Origin of the sequence: Planomonospora sp. ID91781 (assembly GCF_015711595.1) — a bacterium.
In the GTDB taxonomy this organism is placed as follows: Bacteria; Actinomycetota; Actinomycetes; order Streptosporangiales; family Streptosporangiaceae; genus Planomonospora; species Planomonospora parontospora.
Genome location: NZ_JABTEY010000002.1, coordinates 430,230 through 455,739 on the forward strand (window position 1 = coordinate 430,230; position 25,510 = coordinate 455,739).

Annotated in this window: 27 protein-coding genes and 3 pseudogenes; 14 read left to right on the forward strand and 16 right to left on the reverse strand. The window is 71.1% G+C overall.

Features of this window, described 5'->3' with window-relative positions; translation table 11 throughout:
• The first annotated feature begins 20 nt into the window (after positions 1 to 20).
• Both HS048_RS21175 and HS048_RS21180 read left to right on the forward strand, forming a co-directional pair.
• On the forward strand, positions 21 to 614 hold the full coding sequence (locus HS048_RS21175; protein WP_068904172.1) for a class I SAM-dependent methyltransferase: 594 nt from the start codon (positions 21 to 23) through the stop codon (positions 612 to 614).
• 83 nt (positions 615 to 697) lie between these two features.
• Entirely contained in the window at positions 698 to 1,267 is a 570-nt protein-coding gene (locus HS048_RS21180; RefSeq protein ID WP_196468379.1) for a TrmH family RNA methyltransferase, read from the forward strand.
• 185 nt (positions 1,268 to 1,452) lie between these two features.
• Here HS048_RS21180 and HS048_RS21185 read toward each other — a convergent pair whose 3' ends face one another.
• Complete coding sequence (locus HS048_RS21185) at positions 1,453 to 2,088, reverse strand: helix-turn-helix domain-containing protein (RefSeq protein WP_068904175.1); 636 nt, start codon at positions 2,086 to 2,088, stop codon at positions 1,453 to 1,455.
• 99 nt (positions 2,089 to 2,187) lie between these two features.
• Here HS048_RS21185 and HS048_RS21190 point away from each other — a divergent pair, with 99 nt between their 5' ends.
• Entirely contained in the window at positions 2,188 to 3,402 is a 1,215-nt protein-coding gene (locus HS048_RS21190) for a pyridoxal phosphate-dependent aminotransferase (protein WP_068904177.1), read from the forward strand.
• Between the two features lie 135 nt (positions 3,403 to 3,537).
• Here the strand turns inward: HS048_RS21190 and HS048_RS21195 are convergent, their stop codons facing one another.
• Positions 3,538 to 3,708, reverse strand: coding sequence for a hypothetical protein (locus HS048_RS21195; protein WP_189240065.1), 171 nt, complete (start codon positions 3,706 to 3,708; stop codon positions 3,538 to 3,540).
• A 314-nt stretch (positions 3,709 to 4,022) separates the two neighbouring features.
• Between HS048_RS21195 and HS048_RS21200 the strand changes: the two genes are divergently transcribed.
• A complete protein-coding gene (locus HS048_RS21200) occupies positions 4,023 to 5,285 on the forward strand; it encodes an alpha/beta hydrolase (protein WP_230881820.1) in 1,263 nt (420 codons plus the stop codon).
• Between the two features lie 248 nt (positions 5,286 to 5,533).
• On the forward strand, positions 5,534 to 5,905 hold the full coding sequence (locus tag HS048_RS21205) for a hypothetical protein (RefSeq protein WP_068904179.1): 372 nt from the start codon (positions 5,534 to 5,536) through the stop codon (positions 5,903 to 5,905).
• 133 nt (positions 5,906 to 6,038) lie between these two features.
• Here HS048_RS21205 and HS048_RS21210 read toward each other — a convergent pair whose 3' ends face one another.
• The 4 genes and pseudogenes from HS048_RS21210 to HS048_RS21225 form a co-directional block, all read right to left on the reverse strand.
• The gene (locus HS048_RS21210; RefSeq protein ID WP_196468380.1) at positions 6,039 to 8,033 is read right to left on the reverse strand and encodes a Xaa-Pro dipeptidyl-peptidase; all 1,995 of its coding nucleotides are present in this window, start codon (positions 8,031 to 8,033) and stop codon (positions 6,039 to 6,041) included.
• A gap of 129 nt (positions 8,034 to 8,162) precedes the next feature.
• Positions 8,163 to 8,384: pseudogene (locus HS048_RS21215) on the reverse strand (DDE-type integrase/transposase/recombinase); the annotation flags it as partial.
• Between the two features lie 470 nt (positions 8,385 to 8,854).
• Positions 8,855 to 9,580, reverse strand: a complete 726-nt coding sequence (locus tag HS048_RS21220) for a class IV adenylate cyclase (RefSeq protein ID WP_196468381.1) — start codon at positions 9,578 to 9,580, stop codon at positions 8,855 to 8,857.
• A 63-nt stretch (positions 9,581 to 9,643) separates the two neighbouring features.
• Positions 9,644 to 10,261: a TetR/AcrR family transcriptional regulator gene (locus HS048_RS21225; protein WP_230881821.1), complete on the reverse strand. Its 618-nt coding sequence runs from the start codon at positions 10,259 to 10,261 to the stop codon at positions 9,644 to 9,646.
• Between the two features lie 108 nt (positions 10,262 to 10,369).
• Here HS048_RS21225 and HS048_RS21230 point away from each other — a divergent pair, with 108 nt between their 5' ends.
• The gene (locus HS048_RS21230) at positions 10,370 to 11,659 is read left to right on the forward strand and encodes an erythromycin esterase family protein (protein ID WP_196468383.1); all 1,290 of its coding nucleotides are present in this window, start codon (positions 10,370 to 10,372) and stop codon (positions 11,657 to 11,659) included.
• Between the two features lie 126 nt (positions 11,660 to 11,785).
• Here the strand turns inward: HS048_RS21230 and HS048_RS21235 are convergent, their stop codons facing one another.
• The 4 genes from HS048_RS21235 to HS048_RS21250 form a co-directional block, all read right to left on the reverse strand.
• Complete coding sequence (locus tag HS048_RS21235; RefSeq protein WP_196468384.1) at positions 11,786 to 12,166, reverse strand: hypothetical protein; 381 nt, start codon at positions 12,164 to 12,166, stop codon at positions 11,786 to 11,788.
• A 474-nt stretch (positions 12,167 to 12,640) separates the two neighbouring features.
• Entirely contained in the window at positions 12,641 to 13,162 is a 522-nt protein-coding gene (locus HS048_RS38925; protein ID WP_196469436.1) for a tyrosine-type recombinase/integrase, read from the reverse strand.
• Positions 13,163 to 13,553: 391 nt separating this feature from the next.
• Entirely contained in the window at positions 13,554 to 14,465 is a 912-nt protein-coding gene (locus HS048_RS21245; protein ID WP_196468385.1) for an aldo/keto reductase, read from the reverse strand.
• Between the two features lie 158 nt (positions 14,466 to 14,623).
• A complete protein-coding gene (locus tag HS048_RS21250) occupies positions 14,624 to 15,268 on the reverse strand; it encodes a hypothetical protein (RefSeq protein WP_196468386.1) in 645 nt (214 codons plus the stop codon).
• 290 nt (positions 15,269 to 15,558) lie between these two features.
• Here HS048_RS21250 and HS048_RS21255 point away from each other — a divergent pair, with 290 nt between their 5' ends.
• The 4 genes from HS048_RS21255 to HS048_RS21270 are packed head-to-tail and all read left to right on the forward strand — an operon-like array spanning position 15,559 to position 17,880.
• On the forward strand, positions 15,559 to 16,155 hold the full coding sequence (locus tag HS048_RS21255) for a helix-turn-helix domain-containing protein (RefSeq protein WP_196468387.1): 597 nt from the start codon (positions 15,559 to 15,561) through the stop codon (positions 16,153 to 16,155).
• Positions 16,152 to 16,883, forward strand: coding sequence for an MOSC domain-containing protein (locus tag HS048_RS21260; RefSeq protein ID WP_196468388.1), 732 nt, complete (start codon positions 16,152 to 16,154; stop codon positions 16,881 to 16,883). The genes HS048_RS21255 and HS048_RS21260 overlap by 4 nt, the downstream gene beginning before the upstream one ends.
• A complete protein-coding gene (locus HS048_RS21265) occupies positions 16,880 to 17,449 on the forward strand; it encodes a hypothetical protein (protein WP_196468389.1) in 570 nt (189 codons plus the stop codon). Before HS048_RS21260 ends, HS048_RS21265 begins: the two co-directional genes overlap by 4 nt.
• 11 nt (positions 17,450 to 17,460) lie before the next feature.
• Positions 17,461 to 17,880, forward strand: coding sequence for a hypothetical protein (locus HS048_RS21270; RefSeq protein ID WP_196468390.1), 420 nt, complete (start codon positions 17,461 to 17,463; stop codon positions 17,878 to 17,880).
• Positions 17,881 to 18,369: 489 nt separating this feature from the next.
• On the opposite strand, the gene HS048_RS21275 is transcribed toward HS048_RS21270, so the two are convergent.
• The 3 genes and pseudogenes from HS048_RS21275 to HS048_RS39155 form a co-directional block, all read right to left on the reverse strand.
• Positions 18,370 to 19,989 (reverse strand): methyl-accepting chemotaxis protein, encoded by a 1,620-nt coding sequence (locus HS048_RS21275; RefSeq protein ID WP_230881822.1) that lies wholly within the window; start codon positions 19,987 to 19,989, stop codon positions 18,370 to 18,372.
• Entirely contained in the window at positions 19,929 to 20,255 is a 327-nt protein-coding gene (locus HS048_RS39150; RefSeq protein WP_374058800.1) for a GAF domain-containing protein, read from the reverse strand. Before HS048_RS39150 ends, HS048_RS21275 begins: the two co-directional genes overlap by 61 nt.
• Before the next feature lie 220 nt (positions 20,256 to 20,475).
• Positions 20,476 to 20,697 (reverse strand): annotated as a pseudogene (locus tag HS048_RS39155) (PAS domain-containing protein); the annotation flags it as partial.
• Between the two features lie 242 nt (positions 20,698 to 20,939).
• Here HS048_RS39155 and HS048_RS21280 point away from each other — a divergent pair.
• Complete coding sequence (locus HS048_RS21280) at positions 20,940 to 21,311, forward strand: hypothetical protein (protein ID WP_153054656.1); 372 nt, start codon at positions 20,940 to 20,942, stop codon at positions 21,309 to 21,311.
• Between the two features lie 358 nt (positions 21,312 to 21,669).
• Here the strand turns inward: HS048_RS21280 and HS048_RS37390 are convergent.
• The 3 genes and pseudogenes from HS048_RS37390 to HS048_RS21295 all read right to left on the reverse strand — a co-directional run.
• Positions 21,670 to 21,829 (reverse strand): annotated as a pseudogene (locus HS048_RS37390) (transposase); the annotation flags it as partial.
• A gap of 210 nt (positions 21,830 to 22,039) precedes the next feature.
• Positions 22,040 to 22,399, reverse strand: a complete 360-nt coding sequence (locus HS048_RS21290) for a hypothetical protein (RefSeq protein ID WP_153054655.1) — start codon at positions 22,397 to 22,399, stop codon at positions 22,040 to 22,042.
• A gap of 31 nt (positions 22,400 to 22,430) precedes the next feature.
• Positions 22,431 to 22,697 carry a hypothetical protein gene (locus HS048_RS21295; RefSeq protein WP_068904315.1) on the reverse strand — a complete coding sequence of 89 codons (267 nt, stop codon included), beginning with the start codon at positions 22,695 to 22,697 and terminating at the stop codon, positions 22,431 to 22,433.
• Positions 22,698 to 23,008: 311 nt separating this feature from the next.
• On the opposite strand from HS048_RS21295, the gene HS048_RS21300 reads away from it, so the two are divergent.
• The 3 genes from HS048_RS21300 to HS048_RS21310 all read left to right on the forward strand — a co-directional run bounded on the left by HS048_RS21300 (position 23,009) and on the right by HS048_RS21310 (position 25,299).
• A complete protein-coding gene (locus tag HS048_RS21300; protein ID WP_084009098.1) occupies positions 23,009 to 23,995 on the forward strand; it encodes an alpha/beta fold hydrolase in 987 nt (328 codons plus the stop codon).
• Between the two features lie 235 nt (positions 23,996 to 24,230).
• Positions 24,231 to 24,617, forward strand: coding sequence for a RidA family protein (locus HS048_RS21305; RefSeq protein ID WP_196468392.1), 387 nt, complete (start codon positions 24,231 to 24,233; stop codon positions 24,615 to 24,617).
• A 91-nt stretch (positions 24,618 to 24,708) separates the two neighbouring features.
• Entirely contained in the window at positions 24,709 to 25,299 is a 591-nt protein-coding gene (locus tag HS048_RS21310) for a hypothetical protein (protein WP_196468393.1), read from the forward strand.
• Positions 25,300 to 25,510 lie beyond the last annotated feature (211 nt).

Sequence of the window (25,510 nt, forward strand, 5' to 3'; positions counted from 1 at the left end):
GGAGGCGGGACAATGGGCACGTGGCACATTACTTCGAGGAGCGCCCCGAGAGCGCCAGCCGGCCGGGCTCGGTCACGCTCGTCCTCCCCGACCTCCACCTGAGGCTGGAGACCGACAGCGGGGTGTTCTCCCCCGAGCGGGTCGACCAGGGCACCCGCATCCTGCTGGAGAGCGTGCCCCCTCCCCCGCCGGAGGGCGACCTGCTGGACCTGGGCTGCGGTTACGGTCCCATCGCGCTGACGATGGCCTCGCGGGCTCCCGCCGCGACCGTCTGGGCGGTCGACGTGAACCGCCGCTCCGTGGACCTTTGCGCCGCGAACGCCCGGACCGCTGGCCTTGACAAAGTAAGGTCAGTGCATGCCGACGAGGTCCCGGAGGAGGTCAGGTTCAGCGCCATCTGGTCCAACCCGGCGATCCGCATCGGCAAGACCGCCCTGCACGAGATGCTGACGCGCTGGCTGTCGCGCCTGACCCCGGACGGCGCCGCCCACCTGGTGGTCCAGAAGCACCTGGGGTCCGACTCCCTGCAGCGCTGGCTCAACGAGCAGGGCTGGCCCACGACCCGTACGGCCTCCCGGTCGTCCTACCGGATCCTCCGGGTCGGGGCGCGGTGAGCACCGCCCGGCCCGCGCGGAGCCGGCCGGCGGACGGCGAGAGCACGACGACGAGACCCACGACCAGGAACGGTGAACGCCCCATGACCGCCAACCCGCGCAGGCAGCTGCGGCCGACCGACGTCAAGCGGCTCAACCGCACCTGGCGCAGGAACACCGAAGGCCGCCTCGCCCTGATCGTCGAATCGGTGACCGGGCCGTTCAACATCGGCTCCATCTTCCGCACCGCCGCCGCCTTCGGGGCCGAGCGCATCTGGCTGGCGGGCAACGCCACTCCCCCGACCAACCCCAAGGCGCAGAAGACGGCGCTGGGCACCGACCGGCTCGTCGCCTGGGAGGAGCCGGTCCCGGTGACGGAGGCCGTACGGGCCGCCAAGGCGGACGGGTTCCGGGTGGTCGCGGTGGAGCTGACCGGCGACGCCGCCCCGCTGCACGAGGCGGAGCTGACCGGTGACGTGTGCCTGGTGGTGGGCAGCGAGGACCACGGCTGCTCCCCCGCGCTGCTGGAGGCCGCCGACGCCGTCTGCTACATCCCGCAGGTCGGCCGGGTCGGCTCCTTCAACGTCGGGGTCGCCACGGCGATCGCCGTGGCGGAGGTCCGCCGCCGGGAGTGGGCCGCCCTGGAGCCGGCCCGCGTCGCGGAATCGGAGTGACCGGATCGGCCGGGTGGAGTGACCGGATCGGCCGGGTGGAGTGACCGGATCGGCCGGGTGGTGCCGGACGCGGCCGGGTGGTGCCGGACGCGGCCGGGCGCTCCTCGGCGCGCACCGCACGCGGTCGGCGTCCGGATGCACGCGGCCGGCGCCCGGGTCGTGCGGGGCGCGCGTCCCGGCCGCGGTCACGCGCCCCGCAGCGCGTCGGCGAGCGGGCCCCGGCCGGTCACCGTGATCCGTCCGGCGGCCACGGCGTCCGCGACCGTCCGGACGTCCCGGGCGAGGGCGACGCAGGTGTCCGCGTCCGTGGCGAGCCGCGCGTCGGCGGCCTCGGCCGGGCCGTCCCCGTAGGACGGCGGGCCCTCTCCGCCGAGCCGCAGGTGGAAGGTCCCCTCCTCCAGCGCGACCTCGACGACTCCGGCGCGCCCGCCCGCGACCTGCTCGAGCCGGTGCACCAGGGGGACGGCGAACCAGTGCGCGCGGACGGCGTCGGTCGGGCTCCGCTCGGCGAGGCCGTCCGCACCCCAGGACGCCAGCGCGGCCAGGACCGGCAGCAGGCCGCGACCGCGCGGCGTGAGCTCGTAGACCGTGGCGGCGCCGGGCGGCGGCAGCCTGCGGCGGGTCACGACGCCCTCGCGCTCCAGGTCCTTCAGCCGGGCGGCGAGCACGTCCGTGCTCACTCCCGGCAGGTCGGCGTGCAGCTCGGTGTACCTGCGGGGACCGGCCAGCAGCTCCCGGACGACCAGCAGCGCCCACCGGTCGCCGACGGCGTCGAGTGCCCGCGCGATGGCGCAGTACTGGTCGTAGCTCCGTCGTGGCATGCCGCCACTCTAACGGTTGGACTTTCCAAGTGCTCACTTGGTAGAACCAAGTGACACCGCAGACGGCGGAGACGCGGACACGGATCGGGAGACCACCGCATGGAGTTCAGGCAGTCGAGCAAGCTGAACGGGATCTGCTACGAGATCCGCGGACCGGTCGTCGAGCACGCCGACGCCCTGGAGGAGGCGGGGCACAGCGTGCTCCGGCTGAACACCGGCAACCCGGCGCTGTTCGGTTTCGAGGCGCCCGAGGAGATCGTCCAGGACATGATCCGGATGCTTCCGAAGGCCCATGGCTACACCGACTCCCGGGGCGTGCTGCCCGCGCGGCGGGCGGTGGCCCAGCACTACCAGGAGCGCGGCCTGCCCGACGTGGACGTCGACGACGTCTACCTCGGCAACGGCGTCTCCGAACTGATCTCAATGGCGGTCCAGGCCCTGGTCGACGACGGCGACGAGGTCCTGATCCCGGCCCCGGACTACCCGCTGTGGACGGCCGTGACCACCCTGGCCGGCGGGCGGGCCGTGCACTACCTGTGCGACGAGTCGGCCGGCTGGTACCCCGACCTCGACGACATGGCCGCCAAGATCACCGCTCGCACCAGGGCCGTGGTGATCATCAATCCCAACAACCCCACCGGCGCGGTCTACCCGAAGCGGGTCCTGGAGGGGATCCTCGACCTGGCCCGGCGGCACGGCCTGATGGTGCTGGCCGACGAGGTCTACGACAAGATCCTCTACGACGACGCCGTCCACCACCACGTCGCGGCGCTCGCCCCCGACCTGGTGTGCCTGACCTTCTCCGGCCTGTCGAAGGCCTACCGGGTCGCCGGCTACCGCTCCGGCTGGCTGGTGGTGTCCGGCCCCCGCGAGCACGCCCGCGACTACCTGGAGGGCCTGACCATGCTGGCCTCCATGCGGCTGTGCCCCAACACCCCCGCGCAGTACGCCGTCCAGGCGGCGCTCGGCGGCCGGCAGAGCATCAACGACCTCGTCCTGCCGGGCGGCCGCCTGCGCGAGCAGCGCGACCTCGCCTGGGAGAGGCTCAACCGGATCCCCGGCGTCTCGTGCGTGAAACCGCAGGGGGCGGTGTACGCGTTCCCCCGCCTCGACCCCGAGGTGCACAAGATCGTCGACGACCAGCGGTTCGTCCTGGACCTGCTGCTGCGGGAGAAGATCCAGGTCGTGCAGGGCACCGGCTTCAACTGGCCGCGCCCCGACCACTTCCGCATCCTCACCCTGCCGCACGCCGACGACCTGGACGCGGCGATCGGCCGCATCGGCCGGTTCCTCGACGGCTACCGCCAGGCGTGACCCCGCCCGCCGGGGCCCGCCGGGTGCGGTCACGCCGTCCACCGCGTCTCCGCCGGGTGCGGTCACGCCGTCCACCGCGTCTCCGCCGGGTGCGGCCCCGGCGGAGACGCGCCCCCGGTGGTCACCCGGCCGGCGTCAGCCGCGGACCTTCGAGGAGCGGAAGAGCTTGGCCGCGAACATGACCACCACGGCCACCAGACCGATGATCAGGGCCCACTTGAGCAGGCCGAACAGGAGGCCCAGCACCGAGCCGAGCAGGAAGAAGGCGAGCACCACGGCCGCCACTATCAGCAGAATTCGTCCCATGTGCCCACCGTAGGGCGCAACGGGGCCGGGCGGCGGTCCCGCGGACCGAGATCAGGGACAAGCCAGGGTCGCCCCTCAGGGTCGCCCCGCCCGCCGTACAGGGCAGGGCGAAGCGGGACGAGGCAGGCGGCGTGCGGCGTGCGGCGGGAAGATCGCGGGAGCGGGTACGTCCGCACCCGTCATCCGGGTGACGGCCTCTCGGCCGGCCTCCTCACTCGGAACGAGCACCTTGATGCCTTCTGCACCGAAAGTCTAAATTTTCGCTGGCTCTTCGACCGATACCACCTCGGACGGAGATCAGCAGAGTGATCGCCATGTCAACCATGTCGCCGATGCCGACGGGCAGCCTCCGCCGAGCGCTGGCCGCCGCCCTCGCACTGCCCGTCCTTGCGCTGCCCGCCCTCGCCGCGCCCGCCGCGGCGGCCGCCGCTCCCTCCTCCTCGCCCTCCACCGGCCCGGCCGGCGGCTCCGTCCCGCCCGGACCGGCCCTGGCCCTGCCGGAGCCGACCGGCCCGCACCCGGTGGGCACCACGACGTTGCACCTGGTCGACGCCTCCCGGCCGGACCCCTGGGCGACCGGTGGGAAGCCGCGCGAGCTCATGGTCTCGCTGTGGTACCCGGCCAGGGCGCCGGGGACGCGGCGGGCCCCGTACATGACCTTCGAGGAGGCGTCGCTGCTCCTGAAAGGACTGGGAGCACCGGCGACGCGCCGGAACGCGACGCTGCTGAGCCGGACGCGCACCAACGCCTTCACCGACGCCGCACCGATCGGGCGGGCGGGCGGTCTTCCGCTCGTCGTGCTGTCACCCGGGTTCTCCCAGTCCCGCTCCTCCCTGACGGCGCTGTCGGAGGACCTGGCCAGCAGGGGGTACGCGGTGGCGGGGATCGACCACACCCACGAGGCGTTCGGGACGGCGCTGCCCGGCGGGCGCACCGCCACGTGCACCGCCTGCGAGATCGCGGAGCGCGACCCCGGCTACGGAAAGAAGATCACCCGCAGCCGGGCGGCCGACGTCTCCTTCGTCCTCGACCGGCTGACCGGGGCGGATCCGGCCTGGAAGCACGGCGGCCTGATCGACGCGTCCCGGATCGCGATGGCGGGCCATTCCATCGGCGGCAACAGCGCCGCCCGGGTCATGCTCACCGACTCCCGGGTGCGCGCCGGGGTGAACATGGACGGCACCTTCTACCTGCCGCTGCCCCGCAAGGGGCTCTCCCGCCCGTTCCTGCTGCTGGGCGCGGCCAGGATCCACGATCCGGGCGGACCCGACCGCTCCTGGGACCGCGACTGGCGGCGGATGACCGGCTGGAAGCGCTGGCTGACCGTCGACGGCGCCGACCACTCGTCCTTCTCCGACCACCCGCTGTTCGCGAAACGGCTCGGCATCCCGCTGGAGGAGTACTCGCTTCCCCCGAAAGCGGGCGGTGCCCCCGTCAAGCCGCTGCCGGGAACGCGGGCGGTGGCCGTCGTCCGCGCCTACGTCGGGGCCTTCTTCGACCTGCACCTGCGCGGCCGGCCGCAGCCGCTGCTGGACCGCCCCTCGCGGAGCCACCCCGAGGCGCGGTTCTGGGACTGACGCCTCGGCCGCTCCCCACGCCGGGCGGCGGGACCGGAACCGGCCGGGCGGAGGCCGGCGGCAGGCGCGGACCCGGAGGCCGGCCGCAGGCGCGGACCGCCGGAACGGACCAGCCGGGGGTCGGCGGCAGGCGCGGACCGCCGGGACGCGGCCGCGTCCCGCGAGCCGTTCTCCGGGTTCGTTTGCTCTCACCTGGGCGGGTAGACGAGCCGCCGACATCCGTTCCCCGACAGGAGAAGAGCCCGATCATGACGAACGAGAACCTGTGGAACTACCGTCCGGACGTCTACGGCGGCGACCGGTCGCTGGACCTCATCGGTTTCGAGGTGCAGACCCCCGACGGGGAGATCGGCCCCGTGGAGGAGGAGAGCACCATGGCGGACGACAGCTACATCGTCATCGACACCGGATCGTGGATCTCCGACAGGAGCACGCTGCTGCCCGCCGGCCTGATCACCCGCATCGACCCGGCCGAGCGCACGGTCCACGTCTCCCCCACCAAGGAGGAGATCATGGAGGCTCCGCAGTTCCACGGAGCCGAGGCCGGCGCGCCCCGCTCCCGCGAGCGGCTGGGCGCTTACTACGCCCAGCGCCTCGTGGAGCGGGCCCCTGCCGGGTGAGCGGCGTGCGCCCGCCGGGCCCGGCCGGCCGCACGCCGCCACCACGCGGGGACGGCGTGCGGCCGGCCGGGCGGGGGCCGCGGCGGCCGCCGGGCTCCGGAGGCCCCGGTCCCGGCGGCCGGAGCCGACCGGGTCAGTCCAGCGCGTGCCGCCCGCCGACGAGCGGGAGCGTCACGGAGCTGTCGCCCGGCTTGACCTCCACCCGGGTCCCGGCGGGCAGGCGGAGGGTGAAGTCGCGGTCGGTGGAGATCAGCACGACGCCGATCCGGTGCCCGGCCTTGACGATGTGGTCGCTCGGCTGCAGGTCGAAGCGGAAGTCGTAGAACCGGCCCTCGCGCAGCAGTTCGGTCCTGGACGCGGAGTTCCGGTTGCGGACGTCCAGCCAGCCCCGAGTGATGATCTTGAAGGGGGCGGTGGCGGTGACGTGCTCGGCCAGCCGGGCGCAGCCGGTGTCACCGGGCACGCCCTGGCCGTAGCAGACCGGGGTGGCGCCGTAGGCGACCTGGCCGTAGGCGCGGGCGTCGGTGCCGTAGTCGACCAGCAGCGCCGTCAGGTACGGCGAGCGGCCGCCGGAGAACGCCGCCTTCACCGAGACCTCCGGCGTGCCCGACAGCCGCACGTCCTTCGCCAGCGGAGCCGACAGGTAGGCCAGCCGGTTGGGGTCGGCGGCCGCCTCGTTCCCGGCGAGCTGCTCGGCCGTGCGCGCGGGAGCGTCCGTGAAGGACTCGGCGGACCTCTCCGCGCGACCGTGACGCGGACTCAGCGTTCCGGTACCACCGTCCTTCCCCGCGGCCAGGGCGAAGCGCACGTCGCGCGTGCCGGGCAGCGGCCAGGCCGCGTGCTGCGCCCACTGGCCGGGCCCGTGCTCGACGTCGGCCTGCGGCTCGTCCATGATCCCGTTGCGCAGGCCGTACAGGTGGAAGTCGAACCAGCGGTGCAGCTGGCGCAGCCACTCGGCGTTGCGCCCGGCGAAGTTGAACGGGTTGAAGTGCGCACCCTGGTGCAGCCAGATCTTGCGCGGCACGCCCCGCTTCGCCAGCGCGTCCCACCACTGGACGGCCTGCCCGGTCTTGACGTTCCAGTCGTTGAGACCGTGGACGACGAAGACCGCGGCGCGTACCTTGCGCGCGTCAGGCAGGTAGTTGCGTTCGTGCCAGAAACGCGTGTAGTCGCCGGTGACGCGGTCCTGGTCGCGCTCGATGGCGTCCATCAGCCCGCCGCACACCTCCTGCCCGTTCTCCCGGGTCAGCACGTACCGGGCGAGCACGTCGGCGTCCTCGCCCTGGTAGCCGCCGGGGGCGACGACGCCGCCGTTCGCGCGGTAGTAGTCGTACCAGGAGGAGATGGCCGCGATCGGCACGATGGCCTTCAGGCCCTTGACCCCGGTGGCGGCGACGGCGTTGGGCAGGGTGCCGTTGTAGGAGACGCCGATCATGCCGACGTTCCCGGTGGACCAGTCGGCCCGTACCTCGTTCCCGGCCGCGTCGAAGCCCCTGGCCCGGCCGTTCAGCCAGTCGATCGCGGCCTTCGGCCCGGCGGTCTCGTTGGGCAGGCCGGTGGTCGGGCAGCCGGTGGCCCGGCCCGAGCCGAGGTTCTCCACCAGCGCGACCGCGTAACCGCGTGGAACGAAGAAATTATCGTAATAGCCCGGGAAGGGGCCGGCGGCGGCGCGGGCGGCGGCCGGGTCCTCGGCCTGGCCGAACATCTCGTCGCGCAGGTCGTTGAACTTGTTGCGGCGGTACTCCATGCCGGCGGGGTCGGAGCCGTCGAGGTCGACGACGTGGTTTTCCACGTCGTTGCCGCCCGCGTAGTAGGGGCTGGCCTCCATGATGACCGGGACCTTCAGCCCGGTGGCGGTCGCCGCCGGGCGCATGATGTCGACGGCGACCCGGTCGGGGCGGCCGTCGGCGTCGCTGTCGGTCCCGGCGACCTCCACGAACACGGTCTCGGTCAGGGCGTCGGCGCGTGAGTGGACGGGCTGGGTCTCGTTGTTTTCGACCGGGGTGGACGGCAGGGGCGGCGGGGTGGGCGTGGACGACGCCGACGCGGCGGGGGCGGTCGCCGCCGGCAGGGCGCCTGTGGGCACGGCCACCGCCAGGGCGAGCAGGAGGTGTTTCCATCTGGTCATGGGGGTTGCTCCGAAAGCCGATGGAGATTTGACAACTGCCGTCAATCTCCTCGGATGGATCTTCTCTTGCAAGATCCAGGATGTAACGAATCAAACGTTGTCAGGGGTTTTCCGGTTACATCGAGCATCCGCGGCCGCGGCCCGCAGCGCGTCGATCACCACCTCGGTGCCCATGTGGTCGGCGATCGACCAGCCCGCCAGACGGCGCGAGGGCAGATCGATCACGGTCGCCAGGTAGCGGAACCGGCCGTCGCCGGTCGGCAGATACGTGATGTCACCGACGTGGCGCCGGTCCGGCGCGGACGCGGTGAAGTCGCGCTCCAGCAGGTCGGGCACCACCTGATCGGCCGGCCCGGCACCGGCGAAGGCACCCCCGATCCCGGCCGAAGCCACCTTCCTGCTCACCCACCCCGCTCTGACCCGCATCTCCCGCGAACAGTTCGACCGGCCGGTAGAAGAGCTGCAGCCCTGGCGCCGGGTCCTGGCCGAAGCCGAGCGCGAGAAGAGAAAGGGCACCACCCGTCGCGGATACAACCCCGGTTTCGGTTTCCTCGACCACCGCCACCGCGTCCTGGCCGCCATCCTGAGCCGCCGTAACACCGTCACACTCACCCTGGCAGCCCGACTGCTCGGCCGAGACCGCAAAACTCAACGTGTACGGCGAGACGGCCCGTCTCCGGGACCGCTGCCTCAGGCCTGGTCGGAGCACAGCCTGGCAGAGCAGGTGGGAAAATCAATACGGATCTTTGTTTGTCTCGGGGGACGCGGGACGGGGAGAAGGCACGACAGCGGGACACGTGCTCCCTCCCCCGTCGGCGTGGTCACTCCGACGTGCACATGTAACGGTCGACGACGGAACCGGTGCGCGGGTCGGGGTGTTCGAAGGTGTCCGTGCAACGGGGGGGGAACCTCAGGGCCGGTAAGCCAGGCCACGCCAGGGACGCGATGAGCCGGTCCGCTTCCTCCGCAGAAGGGTCGGACCGGTGGCGGACCCATCCCGCTCGCAGCCGCGTCAGCTCGCCCTTCACCCGCGCGGACATGAGCAACGGACCCGACCGAGACGGACGAGATCGCCCTGTTCTAGGCGGGGGCCAGCGCGTTCTAGGCGGGGGCCAGCGCGGACGCACCAGCGAGTCGTAGGTGTCGGTCGTGCGCTCCAGGTCCACGCCGGGGGACCGCGCGAACGCGTCCAGCTCCTCCTGCACGGCGCGACCCGGCTGGCCGCCGGTGACGGTGCGTTCGATCTCGAAGAAGCAGTCGGCGTGCTCGACGTCGTCGACGCAGACCGTCATGCCGCCCAGCGCGCCGGTGCGGCGGGTCTTCACGATACGGACCGTCGGACGGAGACCCATCGCGATGACGGCGCGGTGCATCTGCTCCCGGTCGGCGACCCACGTCTCGTGCTCGTCGCACGCCATCTCGTTCGCGAGCGGCGTCTTCACCGTGAACAGGTGGCGGCCGTCCTGGGTGCGCAGCCGCGCGAACGCCACCCCGACGTTCTGGCCGCTCAACGCCGCGAACGTGCCCGAGCGCGGGGAGAAGGGCATCCCTCCGGGTGGACGCCCGTGCGCCCACGCCGTGTGATCACCCGATCCGGTGAACGTTTCCGATCACAGTCTCGGGCCGGACAGCGCGCCGGCACGGGCCGCCGCGATCGCGCTCCTCGCGGCCCGGTCGGCGACGGCCTCGTCGAGTGGCTCGGCGGTGACCAGCAGGCGGAGGTAGATCGGCGCGATGAGGGTTTTGACGAGCTCGGCCGGATCAGTGTCCTCGGGTAGTTCCCCGCGCTGGACGGCACGCCGGATGACCGGCTCGGTCCGGCTGATGCGGTCGGCGAAGAAACGGCGCCTGATCTCGGCGATCTCGGGTACGTGCGCCGCCCCGACGAGCATCGTGCCGATGATGGCCTGGCCGGTGGCACTGGTCAGCGTGGCGACCAGCGACCGTGCGAGCCGGCCCAGGTCGCTGTGGATGCTGCCGGTGTCGGGCATCGGCACATCGACGGCGATCCGGTCGGTGATCGCGTCGACGACCAGGCTTTCCCGGTCTTTCCAGCGGCGGTAAACGGTCGTCTTGTTCACCCCGGCCCGCTGAGCGACGTTGTCGACGGTCAGGGCGGCGTAGCCGTCTTCGCCCAGTTGGGCCAGGGTGGCGGCGAGGACGGCGCTGCGCACTTTCTGCCCCCGCCCGATCTGTCGTGACGTCGTTGGCGCGGCCTTCTCGGTCAACATGACTCCCTCTTGCTCACGGGCTCCGCTGGATGGCATGATCACTTTATAGCAACTCGGAGTTGCGATGTGATTCGGCTGCCGACATGCCATCGACGAGGAGCACACGTGCCCGGACAGGAAACCTTCACAGCATGGCTCCGGCGGCACGCCATCACCGCGGAGACCCTGGACCCGCGGGCGCCCATGGACGACCTCGAACCGCTACGCGATCTGATCGGCACCGCGCGTGTGGTGGCGATCGGAGAGAACGCCCACCACGTCCGGGAGTTCTACCTGCTGCGCCACCGTCTGCTGCGGTTCCTCGTCGAGCGCTGCGGGTTCACCGCCTTGGCGTTCGAGGCACCCTTCACCGAGGCCCACATGGTCGACGCCTGGGTCCAGGGCGGCCCGGGAGCGGTGCAGGAGGTCGCCGCCGCCGGCGCGGGCGCGGGCGGCCTGGGCGGCTGCACGGAGATGTACGACCTCCTCGCCTGGATGCGCGAGCACAACCGCGACACCGCCGCGCCGCTGCGCTTCGCCGGCACCATCATCTCCTCGCGCCGACCGGCGCTCGCCGCCCTGGCCAGCTACCTTCGACGGGCCGACCCCGACGCACTGCCCGTCCTGGAGCAGATCAGCGCCCATGCCGAAGGCCTTCACCACACCTCGATCTTCAAGGTCCTGCATCAGTACACCGCGTTGGAACCCGCGGTCCAGGACGCGATGACCGCTTCGATCAGCCGGTTGCTGGGCCGGATGGAAACCATGACGGCCTACCAGCGCAGCCGGGGACGCGAACGGGAGCACGCCACCGCGCTGCACCACCTGCGCGGGGTCTGGTACGGAGACCACGCCCTGCGTGACTTCGCCGGCCGCGGAATACCCGCCGGGTCGGCCGCCGCTGACGCCTACCTGGCCGAGTCGGTGCTCCGCCTGCTCGCCGACGGTCACGCCGACGGCCGGATCGTGCTGGCGGTGCACAACTGCCACATCCGCAAGACGGTGGTCACCCACGACGGGGCGTTCGGGCTCTTTCCGGCCGGCTACCACCTCGCCCAAGCCCTCGGTGAGGACTACCTGGCCGTCGCCGCCACGAGCGGCGACGGCCGTACCGCCCAGGTACGGCCCGAACCGGGACATCCCCTGGGGTTCCAGGTCCTGGACCACCCGCAACCACCACCGACGGCCACGAGCGTCGAATCGGCGTTCGCCGCCGAATCGGCCCTGACGATCGCCGACCTGCGCGCCGCCCGCCCCGCCGTGATCGATCATGAGAACTTCCAGCACATGCGCATGGAGCATTACCTCACCGACGTGGACGTATTCGACGCCTACGACGCCATCGCCTATCTCCCCCACACCACCTGCACCGACTACGTCAGCGCCCAGCCGCCTCCACCCGCGCAGCGGTCATAGGCCGACAACACGGTTGTCTGCCGGGAACCATGTGACGATGCCACCGACAGACCGGCGGTGATGAGCGCGCCCTGAGCGATCATCCCAGAACCGGAATACCCCCGCCGGAGGCAAGATGTGTCCAGCTCACATGTCTTGCCACGAGGTCAGGCGCCATTCGGCATAGCTGTGGGGGTCATCCCCGGCGGTCTGGTTGAGAATAGTGAAGATCACATCGTCATCGAACCGGATGACCAACTCTTCGGATGCGTTCACCTGGCTTTCCCGGACGGTCAGATTGCTGAGAGCGGAGAGCTGCGCCAGCGGGTGACGGTGCTCGGTGAGCAGCTTCGAGAGTTCGGGGTTGGATCCGGCTTCGATCCGGAAGTCGCAGTCCATGTAGAGGCGAGTTCGCCGGGCTGGTGCTGGCCGGTTGTCGCAGAAGGTCACGAAGTACTCCACCCGCCCTTGGCCGATCTCGGTGACGAAGGTGCCGGGCAGGTCTTCGGGATGGGCTTGCGCATGCATGTCTTCAGAGTGCGCGATGCGGCGAGCAGGCCGGTTGAGGCGGTGAGCAAAGCGCCTCACGGCGGCGGACCGGTGGTCGGCAGGTGGTTTCGGTACGGAGGGTGCGCGGGCCGCCGCCGGCCGGGATGGCCCTCAGGCCGTACGCCCGGACGGCTGGCGGGCGGCGGGCCGGGGTGGCAGCGGCGCGGTGCGCCGCCGCCTTGATCGCCTATAAGGACAGTTCGGCGATCGTCAGTGGCTGTGGCGCTTGCTGCTCCGTCGCCGGTACTCGTTCTTGTCCGCCCCTGACTTGGCCGTGAGGTCCAAGCGGTTCTTGGCACTGGGGCTGTTCGGGTCCGTGTCCACCTTGGACGGGACCCGCTTCGTAGCGTTCGAGTCCCGTGGAGTCTGTTTCTGTCTGCTCATGTCCTGGTCCTACCCCCAGGGCCGGGATTCCTTCGGCGGCCCTTCCCGCCTGCTCGGGGTGCCGCCTGATCAGGTGCCGCCGCCGAGCAGGGCGGCCATCCGGTAGGCGGCGTGGGAGTCCAGCTTGCGCCGACCGCGGGTGTAGCGCTGGGTGGTGACCGGAGAGGCGTGGCCCAGCAACTCCTGGACGTCGGCCAGCGGCACCCCGGCGTCCAGGGCGAGCGTGGCGGCGGTGGCTCGCGCGGTGTGCGGGGTGAGCCTGGCCGGATCGACACCGGCCGCGGTGGCGGCGCGGCGCAGCGCGGTGGTGATGCGCCACCGGTCGAACGGCCGCCCGTCCTCCCGCGTGAGCAGCGGCTCGCCGGGAGCCCGCCCGGCCAGCAGCGGCTCCAGGAGCGTCCGGACCCGGGCCGGTGTCCGGGCCGGGACAGGCCGGCAAGCTCCGTCAGCCGCTGCCGGACCAGGTCTGCGTCGAGTTCCACGCTGCGCCCCTAGGAGCGCTGGTTCTGTAGGCGGTTCGCGACACCGTTTGTAGGCCCAGCACTCCGGAAACTCCAGTGAGCCGCAAAGTAGAGCGTTTTCCCAGTTCAGAACCTTATCGGCGAGCGTCTGCCGAACTCATGAAACCTGACTTCCCGTGAATTGATCATGCAGAAATCGGACAAAAGCGGCGTTGATCGTGACCAAGGTCAGTCGGTCTCGACCAGCCCGTTCTCGTAGGCGAAGACCACCGCCTGCACCCGGTCGCGCAAACCGAGCTTGGCGAGAATATGGCTTCACGCAACTCAGGAATCCCGTCCGGACAGGGTCTGGCGACGATGAGGACGGAGGTGGCAGTGGGAAGCGGCCAGACAGGAGGCGGCGGGAACCGGAGACCCCAAGGGCTGGGAAGCGGCCGGGCCGGAGGCTGTCCGGACCGGAGGCGGTCGGACGGGTTCGGGGTGGGTACCGCTCCGGTGGGGCGTCCGCTGCGCCGTACCGGTCAGCCGCCTGCCCGGTGGAGGAAGTCCAGGCGGGCCATCTCATCCGCGGAGAGCCGCAGCGCGCCTGCGGCGATGTTGTCGGCCACATGGTCCGGGTCGCCGGTGCCGGGGATGGCCAGCACGTTCGGTCCCTGACCCAGCGTCCACGCCAGCCGGACCCGGGCGGCGCTCACCCCGTGCGCGCGGGCGACGGCCAGGACCTCCTCGCTGTCGACGCCGCTCACGCCCGCCTCCTCGCCGCTTCCGGCGATCGCGAAGAACGGGACGAACGCGATGCCCCGCTCCGCGCAGGCCTGCGGCAGGACGTGGTCTCTGGGCCGCAGGCCGAGGCCGTAGGGGTTCTGCACGCACACCACCGGGGCGATGGCCTGCGCCTCGGCCAGGTGCGCGGCGGTGGCGTTGGACAGGCCCAGGTGGCGGATGAGCCCGGCCTCGCGCAGCTCGGCCAGCGCGCCGAAGTGCTCGGTGACGGACCCGGTCGCCCTGCTGGGCGGGATGCGCAGGTTCACCACGTCGAGGTGGTCGCGGCCGAGCTGGCGCAGGTTCTCCTCGACCTGGCCGCGCAGCTGCTCCGGCGTGGCCCACCACCACTTCCCCGACGGGTCCCGGCCCGGCCAGACCTTGGTGGCGATGACCAGGTCGTCCGGGTACGGCGCCAGCGCCCGGTTGATCAGCTCGTTGGCCGAGCGCAGCGCCGAGAAGTAGAAGGCGGCCGTGTCGATGTGGTTGACGCCGAGTTCGACCGCGCGGCGCAGCACCGCGATCGCCCGGCCGCGGTCGCTCGGGGCGGCGTCGCCGAACGCCTCGCCGTTCTGGGGCAGGCGCATCGCGCCCAGTCCGATCCGGTTGACCGTCAGGTCGCCGAGTTTCCAGGTGCCCGCGGCCGCCGCGGTGATCGTCTCCGAGGTCATGATCGGAGTCTGCCACCCCGCCGGCGGCGACGGCGCCTCGTTGATCCACCCCACGGCCGGTGGGAGGGGAATCGGAGAGAGGGCGGGCAGCTCGGGCCGGGGTTCCGGGACCGGCTTCCGTGCTGCCGAAACGGCTCCCGCGATCTCGGGACCGGTTCCTACGGGGCGCGGTGCCACGCGGCGCGCAGGGCCCGGATCTCCTCGGGGGTGCTCTCGCGGGCGATGTAGGGGATGTCGAGGAGGTGCCGGTGGCCGGGCAGCTTGGCGCGGACCACCTCGGCGTCCCGCAGGACCTGCCCGTACAGAGAGGCGCCGTCCACACAGAACACGTCGATGACGGCCACCCGACCGTCGAGGGCCCGTCTCACGTTGCCGGGGTTGAGGTCGACGCCGTCCCACCACGGCGTCCGGGCCCGGAACTCGGCATCGATCGCGGCGGCGGCCCGCCGTACCTCGGCCAGGGCCGCCTCTCCCGTGCCCTCCCGCCACTGACGGGCGACCTCCCCGGCCCGCTCCGCATCGAGCGGGGTCAGGAACTCCAGCACGGCCAGGGTGCCGCCGCCCTCCAGCGGGGTGTCGAAGGCGACGCGCGGCAGGTAGGGGTTGCCGGCCCGGCGGCGGCACAGTTCGAGGAAGGCGGCGTAGGCCGGGTCGAACGGGCACACCCTGGCTGCCCACAGCCCGTCGGGGGAGCGCAGGCCGACCGCCCAGTCGCCGACGCCGCACGGCGTCCAGCCCGCCAGCACCAGCTCGGCCGTGGCTTCGCGGTGGGTCATCGACGGCCAGGGGGCATCGGGAAGCACGTGCGCAGCCTAGGCGATCTCCGCCTCCGGCCGCAGCCGGCATCCCTGCCCCGCTCTCCCCGGCCGAAAGCCCGCTGACGCGGGTGGTGCCCCCTGGACGGGGTCGCCGTCCGCGCTGGCACCGGGACACCGGGGAAGGGAGCCCGGCCGCCGTCCCGGAAGCACGAGACATAAAATATTCATATTTGGCATATTTTCTGTTAGGGTCCGATCCATGTTGTTGAACCGCCACCTTGGCCCACAGGGGTTGGCGCACCCGCCAGGACGGGCGGGCGAGCGCGGTGGCACATATGACTGACCAGGTTCCCGCCGCCTTGCAGGCTCTTGGTGCTCGATTGCGCCGTGTCCGTCGTGCCGGTGACTTGACGATGGAGCAGGTGGCCGAGCGCACGGGGATTTCGCAGCCGACGTTGTCGCGTCTGGAGTCGGAGTCGCGCCAGCCGTCGCTGGCGCAGTTGCTGACACTGGCCGACGTGTACGGCGTGACGGTTGGCGAGTTGCTCGGCGAAGCACCGGGCCGCGCCACGGCTGTCATCGACCCGGCCGAGTGTGTCGAGCGCGTGGGCAACGGCCTGCGCTTTCGCGTCGTCGACCGGGGTGACCCTGGCGCGGGGCTGTCAGCCATCCAGGTCACCGTGCCGGCCCGCCGGGGCGGCAGCCAGATGCAGCAGCACCCCGGTGACGAATGGCTGTACGTCCTGCACGGCCGGCTACGGCTGACTCTCGCCGGCAGTACGCAAGTCCTGCGCCCCGGCATGGTCGCGCACTTCGACGCCACCACTCCGCACCGTCTGGACGCCGCCGACCGGCGCGACGTCGAGCTGCTGCTTGTCGCCGCACGCCCTGCAACGCAGGTGCTCACCCCCTGCCTGCGCGAGGCCACGTGACGGCACTCGAACCAGGCATCGACGCCCGGGTGCTGGCCGTGCACATCGGCACGGTCGCCGACCTGCCCTACCGCGGCCGTACGATTCGCAGCGCCTTCGTCAAGCGGGAGACCAGCGGACCGGTGACGGTCACCACGCTGGGGTTGTGCGGTGACGAACAGGGCGACCGCGCCAAGCACGGCGGCCCGGACAAGGCGGTGTGCCTGTTCCCCGCCGAGCACTACCCGCACTATGAGTCCCGCCTCGGGCGCCGCCTGGACCGGCCGGCGTTCGGGGAGAACCTGACCACCTGCGGGCTACTGGAGGACGACCTCTGCATCGGTGACGTGCTGAGGATCGGCACCGCCCTGTGCGAGGTCAGCGTGCCCCGTAACCCGTGCTTCCGTATCGGCGCCCGCCACGGCGCGACCGAGTTCGTGCTGTGGATGGAGCACAGCGGCCTGACCGGCTGCTACCTGCGCGTGCTGCGTACCGGTCAGGTCACCGCCGGCTGCCGGATCGAGCTGATCCACCGGCCCCACCCTGACGCCACCGTCGCCGAGGCCAACCGAGTCATGCACCGCGACCGGGGCGACCGGCCGACCATCCGACGCCTGCTCACCGTCCCGCAGCTCGGCGCCGCATGGCGGCGCACCCTGTCGCGCCGCATCGCGACCGGCACGGCCGAAGACCAGACCCGCCGCCGCTACGGGCCGCTACCCGACACTGCCCAGGAAGGCCCAGCATGACCCCCACCGGACGCCTACCCGTCCTCGTCGTCCGCCACGTGACGTGGGAAGGCCCGCACCGGATCCTGCACGCCTTCGACGGCCGCCCGGTCCACCTGGTCGACACGCTCTCCGCCGGTGCAGCACTCCCGCCGGTTGATACGGTCGCCGGCGCGGTGTTCATGGGCGGGCCGATGAGCGCCAACGACACCGACCCGCTGCTGGGCGCTCTCGCGCCGCGGCGCACCTTCCTGCACTGGCACGGCGAAATCCTCGACCCGCCGTCCGGCTCTGCTGTGCTCGCCCGCTCCGCCCAGACGGCGTGCCAGGCGTTTCGGGTCGGCAGCGCCTGGGGAATGCTCTTCCACCCCGAAGCCGACCGCGAACTGCTCGACGAATGGCTCGCCGAGCCGAGCATGGCCGCCGAGGCCGAGCAGGCCCACGGCCCGGCAGCCGCCCACCGGCTACGCGCCGATGCCGACGCCGCCGAACCCGAACTGCTCGCCGCCGCCGACGCGATGTTCGCCGCCTTCGCCACCCGAATCACCGCACACGCCGACAGATACGTTGCCGGACCCACCGCCTGAATAATCACAGCATGGAGCAGCCGGACAGCCGCATGGTCTACACCAACGCCTGGATGACGATGCGGGAGGACACCGCAAGGCGTCCGGACGGGTCCACGGGCATCTACGGCACCGTCGACAAGCCCGGTTTCGCGCAGCACTCCCCCGCTGGGGGCGCGGCACCCACGGTGATCCCAACTGCCTTGTCCTGTATGAACTGGGCGAAGAGACCGGACTACGCGCAACGGATGACGCCCCTGGGGCCCCCTATACGAGGCGTACGGCTTCTCCATCAACGCTTCGACGTCCATCTCGTCGAGGACGAACGTGTCATTCGCGATGAGGATGGGCGAAACCGCGGCCCGCACCTCGGCCGGCGGGATCCGGTTGTGCCCCACCTCGCGCCGCCACAGCGCGTGCAGCGCCCGCATCGGCCACAGGCGCAGCCGTAGCCGCAGGATCAGCTCGTGGGCGACGACGGCTCTGAACTCGTCGCGGCTCAGCTCCATCAGATAGGGCACGCCCAGGTAGAGGTCGTCTCGCCACGGGAGTGTCCGGACGGCCGCCGCGTCGTGGTGCGCCCAGGCGTACAGGCGCCCCGGACGGCGCACGCCGAGCGCGCCGGCGACCTCGGCGGCCAGGGCGTGCAGGTCAGATAGCCCAGATCCTCGCGGGCGGCGTCGTAGACGGAGACGGGCCGGGCGTTCAGGCGCAGTTCGCCGTGGGCGTCGACGCGGTCGGCGTCCAGCAGACTGCCGACCAGTCGGATTCCCTGCTCACGTGGGCTTTCCCCCTCGCCTTCCGGTATCGGGCGCGGCACATCACGCAGTGGGGCTCGCCGGTGCGCGCTCGCCCGCCGGCGATGTCGTGCCCCGGATGTGTGCCGCGCCGTGGCCGCGGTCATGACGCGGCACGCTCCCGGGCGGGGCCCGGCTCGGTGATCACACGTTGAAGGCCTTGGCCTGCTCGTTCATCTGCTCGGCCATGACGGCCGGCTCGTCGATCGTCGCCATGCTCTCCTTCACGGCGTGGTGCGCCTGCGACACCGTTTCGGCGACCGCGGAGATGTGGTCGGCGATCCGCGTCGATCCGCTCGCGGCGTCGCTGACACTGTTGCTCATGCCGGCCGTCGTGGCGCTCTGCTCCTCCACGGCGCCGGCGATCGCGGTGACGTAGGTGTTGATCTTGCCGATGACGTCCTGGAAACCGCTGATGATCTCCACGGCGCCGTCGCTGTCGGACTGGATCGCCTTGACCCGCGCGGCGATGTCCTCGGTGGCGCGTGCGGTCTCCTGCGCCAGGTCCTTGACCTCGCCGGCCACCACGGCGAAGCCCTTGCCGGCGTCCCCGGCGCGGGCCGCCTCGATGGTGGCGTTGAGCGCCAGCAGGTTGGTCTGCTCGGCGATCGCGTTGATGGCCTTGACCACCGCGCCGATCTCGGAGGAGGACGTGCTGAGCCGCTGGACGCGCGTGCCGGCGGAATCGGCGGCGGCGACCGCCTCGCCGGCGACGGTGGCCGCCTCGGAGGCGCTCTTGCTGATCTCCTGGATCGACAGGCCCATCTCCCTGGCGCCCGAGGCGACCAGCTGAGCGTTGCCGCTGACCTCGCCGGCCGCGGCTGATGCGTTCTCCACCCGCGAGGTGGCGGTGTCGGAGCTGGTGACGATCCGGGTCGCGGACAACCGCATGGCTTCTGAGGCCCGCGACAGCTGCTGCGCGTCGGTCTTGATCTGCGTCACCGCGCCGCGCAGCACGCCGACGGCCTCGTTGATCGCCGTCCCCATCTCGTGCAGCTCTCCGCCCATGGCGGAGGTGTCGGCCTGGCGGGTGAGGTCCTTGGCGGCCAGCGCCTTCAGCGCTCCGGTGGATTCCGCCAGCGGAACGGTGATGCTGCGCCGCAGCAGGCGCAGCAGGGGGACCGACATGACGAGCGCGGCCAGCACGGCCGCGCCCATCTGGATCTTGGCTGAGCGCGATGCGGCGGCGGCGCCGTCGGCGGCGGCGTCACTGCGGGCCGTGGCGCTGTCGACCAGCCGGTCGGTGTTCTCCATGATGCGGTAGTAGATGTCCCAGGAGGCACCGCCGATGATGGTGTTGGCCTCCTCAAGGGCCGCGCGCGTCCCCTTGGCGAACAGATCGGCGATCTTGTCGTCCATGGCCAGGAAGGCGTCCCAGTCGGCGATGAGGGTCTGGAACGTCTTCTTCTCCTCGGCGGTCATCGCCGTGGTGTCGACGCTCTGCAGGTGCTTGCGCAGCCGCCCGACGACTTCCAGGTATCCGGCGCGGCTGGCGGCGTCGGCCTTGACGGCGGCCGCCGGATCGCCCAGCGCGGCCTCCCAGGCGTAGGCGACCTGCCAGCCGCTGACATCGGAGTTGAAGTACTTGATCTCCTGGACATCACGGCCGAGCACGGTCATCTGCTCCATGTGCTCGATCGCCGCGTCCTGCGTGCGCAGCGCGTTCAGGCCCACCAGCGCCGCGCCGCCGAACAGGGCGACGATCATGCTGAAGCACGCGATGAGACGGGTGCCCACCTTCCAGCGGCCGATGAGTCGTGACATAGTTGACGGTTTCCTCCCGATAGTGCTGCCGAGCACACCATCGGTGCCTCCGCTCTCATCCTGAGCGGATCCGGGACGGCTACGACGTCGTTCCCCGCGCCGAAGATCGGCACGCCCAGCACGTGGTCGCCGCTGCGCACCGGCAGGGCCATGGCCGAGCGCAGGCCGGCCTCCAGCGCGCCCGGCTTGCGGGAGAACTCGCACGGGTCGCTTGCCAGGTCGGCGATCCAGACCGGCTCGCCGCGCTCCCAGGCCAGTCCGGGCAGGGCCTTGCCGCGGGGAAGACGACCATCTGGTCACCGGTGAAGGCCGACAGGTCCCGTCCGGTCCTGCTCCAGGAGCCGACGCGGACGATGGACACCTGGTCCTCCTCGACCTGCCGGTACTCGCCGCAGGTCCAGTCCAGTGCGTCGGTGACGGCGGTGACCACGCCGTCGGCCTGCGCGACCAGTTCGGCGGGAAACCCCGGCCTGAGCGGTCGGCGCAGGCCGGCTCCAGCCGGTGCACCTGCTGGGCCGGGCCCTCCCCGTCGCAGAGCCCACGCAGGAGCCGCTCGCCGTCGTCCCGTAGCCGCTCGGGGCTGATCAGCTCGCTGAGCGGCCGGCCGACGGCCTCGGCGACCGGGCGGCCGAACAAGTGCACCGCCGCGCTGTTCCACGCCGTCACCGCCCCGGCGGTATCCAGACGGGCGATCGCTGGCCGGCTCACAGGGGCCGTCCTTGTTCAGCGGCATCTTCGGCGCCCACCGTCACCCAGGGCATCGACGCCGGCAAGAAGATCGTCGGCCGCCGACCCGCGCAACGGCCCGGCGGTCTCGTGGGACATGCTCTACGACGAGTACGTCACCGCCGGCCTGCCCTCCGGCGCCCTCGTCCCCGGCAGGGACTGAAGCCTGCCCCCATGCATCATGAGAGCCGGTCCAAGGCGGCGGCCAGCAGGATCTGACAGCGGTGGACGACCGCGCGCTCGGCATGGCGGGGGGTCGGCGCGCGGTACCGTCTCAGCCGCGCGATCGCTCGACCACGTCGCGCTGCTGGCAGATCTCCGGATCGAAGGCGTACGGCTGGTCTCCCCGTCGACCCCGGCACCGGCGAGCGCGGCCGCCGGATGACCCGCTTCACGGCGAGCCGCTGGAAGAAGACCGCAGGCGACCTGCTTCGCCGGCGGTGGGAGCGCAGCCCGTCCATCAGGTGGTCGAGCGCGTGCGGATCGCCGCCGAACCTGCGTTAGCCGACGGCGTGCCGGTCTGCGCCGGAGCGACCTTCACCGGTGGCGAGCCCTTCGAGCGGTTCGATGAGCAGCCCTCATCCTCAGCCACCTAGAAGATCTTGATCTGCAGGTATTGATGATCGCTCCTCGAAGGGTCGGACGGGAGCCGTGTTCGTCCTTCTTCCGCAGCGGGAGTACGGCGCAGGGGTGGGCGGCGGGCCCAGGTGGCCCAGCGCCAGAGCCACTCCAGCGGGTCCCGGCGGTAGCGACACAGCCAGAGCGTCGACACCAGCCACTGGGGGGGGCGAGGAAGATGCCCGCGCTGCCGATGCCCGCGGAGCCGGCGGCCTCCGCCGAGGAGATCGCCGAGCGGCTGCGGGGCCGCGTGGACGACGAGGTCTCCAAGAGCCGCGTGACGGACCTCACCTTCGCGCCCTTCGCCCTGGGCCTGGACGTTCCTCTCCTGCGCTGGTGCTCCCAGGAGATGCCGGTGTGCAGCACGAACAGGATGCCCTAGCGCCAGGCGGTCATCCAGCCGCTTACGTCCTGGCCAGCGGGTACGGCGCGGTTTCTTCGGCAGCAGCGGCTCGATGACCGCCCACAGCTCGTCACTGACCTCCCACGGCTTCAGTCGTGCCACCTGCTGCTCCTCTCGCCGCCGCTACAGCGAGAGATCAAAGCACAACGGAGGTCATTCTGTTAGGAGCTCTTATGCTGCATTTGCGGCGCGTTCCTTCTCGACGCATCGAGCACGCTCAGCTCGCAGCACCGCCGCAGAAGCGGAAGCCGCCGCTCGCGATGAACCCCGCGCACGAGGCGGCCTCAGCATCCGCCACCGCTTTCACGCACCGCCGTCCTGGTTCCCACCGTCACGGAGCCGGCCCCGATCACGGGTCGCCTGCCTCCTGGACAGTTCCACCTGCCGCCTGACCAGATCACCGATCAGGAAGAAGAAAGAGAGGGCCAGGCAGAAGAACCCCACCCTCAGGGAGGTCGTGAAATTGTGCGGGCTGACCGTGACGGACGGGCCCAGCAGGCGGGCCGTTGCGATGATCGCATAGGCAGGGAAGGCGACGCCTATGAACAGGAAAGGCGTCACCAGGATCCGCAGGACTTCTCGGGGCCTGCGTCCCACCTGGATCACGGCTCTCAGCAGCAGAAGGATCATCAGGGCGATCAGGATCCAGTCCACGGCGTTCATCGCGTGATCGTAGAACATCCGCGCACGCGCCTCACCCGGCTGCTCCGGGCGGGGCGCCACCGCGGTCGCGGGGTCCGGCCCGGCCGCGGCGCCGTTCGTCGCGGGCATCGAGATGGCCGAGCAGCACGGGGCCCGCGGCCAGCAGGACGAGGACGGCAATGATGATCGTGACCGCGGAAAGGGGACCGGGCCCGAGCAGGTGGCGCAGCACCGCGGCAACGGCCGGGATCACGAGCAGGTCGCCGGCGAGGATCAGCCAGACGGCGCATCCCACCTTGCCGCGCTCACCGGTACTCACATCGCCTCCTGCTGTGGACGGCTCGTCAAGCCGATGCCGACGACGGACCCGACCCCGGTTGTCTGCAGTGGGAAACCGACGGCTTCCGGTCTTCTTCGTTACGGCCGTCTGGATCCGCCGGCGGATCCAGACGGCGCGTGGTTCTGTCTGACAGTGTGGCCGCCGTGGCCGCCGTGGCCGCCGTGGCCGCCGTGGCCGCCGTGGCCGCCGATTCGACACGTGAGCCGGATCACTCACCGCGCATGTCACGCCGGTCCCCCGTTCACCCGTCTGGACGGGTGAACGCCTCGACCGACGACTAAAGGACGACCATGGTCCGCCTTGACACCCTTCGAAGCTCCACCGGGCAGCCGGTGCGCCAGCGCCGCCGACGCCGCCTGCCGGCGGTCGCGACCGCGCTGCTGCTGGCGGCGGTGCTCTTCGGCGCGTACGGCTGGCAGCCGGCCGAGGACGGCCGGGCCTTCCGCTCGCCGTACCTGGCCCAGGCCGGGTCCCGCTATGCCGACACCCCGATCGCTCGTTTCCACTACGTTCAGGCCGGTTCCGGCTCCCCGGTGATCCTCCTGTCGCCCGGCGGCACCTCGGTCATCGGCTGGAAGGAGCAGGTAGCGGCATTGGCCCGCGATCACACCGTCTATGTGGTCGATCTTCCGGGTCAGGGCTACACCCGGCTCAAGGACGCCGATTTCGCTTTCGACCTGGAGGCCATGACCAGCGCCGTCGGTGCGTTCCTGGACGCCGTCGGCGTACGGCGGGCCGCCCTGGCGGGCAACTCCTGGAGCGGCGGCTGGGCTCTGGCCTTCGCTCAGCGTCACCCCGAGCGCGTCAGCAGGCTCGCCCTGCTGGACGCCACCGGGCTGGACCTGCCCGGCACGTGGATGTGGGAGTCGTTGAAGATTCCCGTCGTCGGGGAGCTGGCCGTCAAACTGTCCACCGGCAAGTCGACCGTCCGCGGCCTGGTCGAGGGAATGATGGTCAACAAGTGGCGCCTCACCGACCGGCTGCTGGACGAGTGGTGGGCGCCGATGACCTTCCACGACAACATCCGCGCCACCTACCTGCTGGAACGCCGCCTGGACTGGGCACAGACCGAACGCGCCCTCCCCTCGACCGCGACCCCGGCCCTGGTGCTGTGGGGCGCCCAGGACACCGTCCAGCCCGTTGAGCGCGCCCGCCGTTTCGCCGAGTTGCTGCCCGACGCCCGGCTCCAGATCCTGGACGGTTGCGGTCATGTCCCTCAGCTGGACTGCCCAGAGCCGGTCAACCGCCATCTTCAGGCCTTCTTCGCCGATTCCTGAGAGTCCGTCCTGTGAATTCTCGGCCGTTTGGTCTCCTGTCGCCCGGGCCCGTGAGGTCGGCCGAGCCGCCGCCTTGGAGGGCATCGGCGCACTGCGGTGGGACACGGCCATGCAGACGGCGTACCTGACGGTGCCGCACGAGATCACACCCTCCTAAGAGTTCATCTTGATTGGGGGCCGATTGCATCGGACTGGCTCTTGGAGTGAGCTCTGCGGAGGGGGCAGGATGATCGTCATGGAGATGATCGTTCACAACCCGGCCGAGGGCGTCTACGCCGCCACCGATGACTTCGTGCACGCGATCGAGGTACGGAACCCGTCCCGGTTCCTGTTCATCGCGGGAACGATGGGACTCGATTCCGAGGGCGTCCCCGGGGCGACACTCGAGGAGCAACTCGAGCTCATCTGGGCGAACCTTCGGACGATTCTCGCGGAGGCGGGGATGGGTGTGGACAACATCGTGAGGCTCACGAGTTACCTGCGTGATCCTTCGTACGCCGAGGCGAATGCGAAGGCCAGGGTGGCCGCCTTGGGCGGGCGGCGGGTGCCCACGACGGCGATCGTGGCGCAGACGCTCACCAGTGACTGGCTGGTGGAGATCGAGGCGGTGGCGGCGGGTTAGGTCTGATCAGGAGAGGGACTCAAGGGGGCTGTTCTGATGTCGGGATTCCGCTGTTGACGTCGCGAGCGGCAGGAGGGCGGGCTCAGGCGCCATGGACGAGCTGTCGATGACCGGTGCTCCCGCGCTCGGCGCGGTCGCCCAGGACCTGCTGACCGGGCACCGTTTCGCCGACGGTGAGGGGTTCCCGGCCTCTTATCGCGAGTACGTCTCCCGGGCCGGGTTCTCCCGCCTGTTCGGGCTCTGGTTCGTCCACCCGCCGGCACGGGACGGTTTCACGGACGGCTGGCAGCACCGGGTCGCCCATCTGACCAAGGTGTTCCGGCGGAGCTACGCCGAGGGGCGCACCGAGGAGTTCGACTGGATGATCGCGCCGGACGGCGCCTGGTCGATGATCGGCGGCCTCGTCGTGTTCGCGTTCAGCGAGAACGGTGACGTCCTGCTGTGGGACACCAGGCGGCGGGTCGACGGCGAGTTCGACGTCTACTTCAGCGCTCAGCTCGACTCGCTGCACCGGCTCGGGGCCTCCCCCGGAGAGGCCCTTCCCCGGTTGCGCGAGCTGAGTGGGCCGTTCGCCGACCGTGCGGCGGCAGACATCGAATGCCTGACTCCCACCGTATTGTGTGATCTTCATGCCCCATCCAGCCTGAGCTGCGGGTGCGGAACCGCCACATCGCGGTGTTGAACCGCTGTCGCAAATCCAGGATCGGCGTCGAAGTAGCCGCATCCGGCACAAAGATTGCGATCTACGACGTATGGGGGTTGCATACCACCGTCCCGAGACGGCCCTTGAGCCCGCTTGGCTTCGTAGGCGGGAACGGACACCGCTTGTCGACGAGTTCGGGCACCGCTCGCTGATCACAAGACCTGGAAGTGTTGGTGAGAACTGACAGCAC

What these genes read in the sequence shown, in the direction of transcription:
- HS048_RS21255 (WP_196468387.1), top strand. Translation starts at nt 15,559, where the DNA reads ATGACTGACCAGGTTCCCGCCGCCTTGCAGGCTCTTGGTGCTCGATTG.
- HS048_RS21220 (WP_196468381.1), bottom strand. Translation starts at nt 9,580, where the DNA reads ATGCCCTTCTCCCCGCGCTCGGGCACGTTCGCGGCGTTGAGCGGCCAG.
- HS048_RS21300 (WP_084009098.1), top strand. Translation starts at nt 23,009, where the DNA reads ATGGTCCGCCTTGACACCCTTCGAAGCTCCACCGGGCAGCCGGTGCGC.
- HS048_RS21190 (WP_068904177.1), top strand. Translation starts at nt 2,188, where the DNA reads ATGGAGTTCAGGCAGTCGAGCAAGCTGAACGGGATCTGCTACGAGATC.
- HS048_RS21195 (WP_189240065.1), bottom strand. Translation starts at nt 3,708, where the DNA reads ATGGGACGAATTCTGCTGATAGTGGCGGCCGTGGTGCTCGCCTTCTTC.
- HS048_RS21205 (WP_068904179.1), top strand. Translation starts at nt 5,534, where the DNA reads ATGACGAACGAGAACCTGTGGAACTACCGTCCGGACGTCTACGGCGGC.
- HS048_RS21210 (WP_196468380.1), bottom strand. Translation starts at nt 8,033, where the DNA reads ATGACCAGATGGAAACACCTCCTGCTCGCCCTGGCGGTGGCCGTGCCC.
- HS048_RS21265 (WP_196468389.1), top strand. Translation starts at nt 16,880, where the DNA reads ATGACCCCCACCGGACGCCTACCCGTCCTCGTCGTCCGCCACGTGACG.
- HS048_RS21180 (WP_196468379.1), top strand. Translation starts at nt 698, where the DNA reads ATGACCGCCAACCCGCGCAGGCAGCTGCGGCCGACCGACGTCAAGCGG.
- HS048_RS21275 (WP_230881822.1), bottom strand. Translation starts at nt 19,989, where the DNA reads ATGTCACGACTCATCGGCCGCTGGAAGGTGGGCACCCGTCTCATCGCG.
- HS048_RS21200 (WP_230881820.1), top strand. Translation starts at nt 4,023, where the DNA reads ATGTCAACCATGTCGCCGATGCCGACGGGCAGCCTCCGCCGAGCGCTG.
- HS048_RS21245 (WP_196468385.1), bottom strand. Translation starts at nt 14,465, where the DNA reads ATGACCTCGGAGACGATCACCGCGGCGGCCGCGGGCACCTGGAAACTC.
- HS048_RS21290 (WP_153054655.1), bottom strand. Translation starts at nt 22,399, where the DNA reads ATGAACGCCGTGGACTGGATCCTGATCGCCCTGATGATCCTTCTGCTG.
- HS048_RS21270 (WP_196468390.1), top strand. Translation starts at nt 17,461, where the DNA reads ATGGAGCAGCCGGACAGCCGCATGGTCTACACCAACGCCTGGATGACG.
- HS048_RS21310 (WP_196468393.1), top strand. Translation starts at nt 24,709, where the DNA reads ATGGACGAGCTGTCGATGACCGGTGCTCCCGCGCTCGGCGCGGTCGCC.
- HS048_RS21305 (WP_196468392.1), top strand. Translation starts at nt 24,231, where the DNA reads ATGGAGATGATCGTTCACAACCCGGCCGAGGGCGTCTACGCCGCCACC.
- HS048_RS21235 (WP_196468384.1), bottom strand. Translation starts at nt 12,166, where the DNA reads ATGCATGCGCAAGCCCATCCCGAAGACCTGCCCGGCACCTTCGTCACC.
- HS048_RS21185 (WP_068904175.1), bottom strand. Translation starts at nt 2,088, where the DNA reads ATGCCACGACGGAGCTACGACCAGTACTGCGCCATCGCGCGGGCACTC.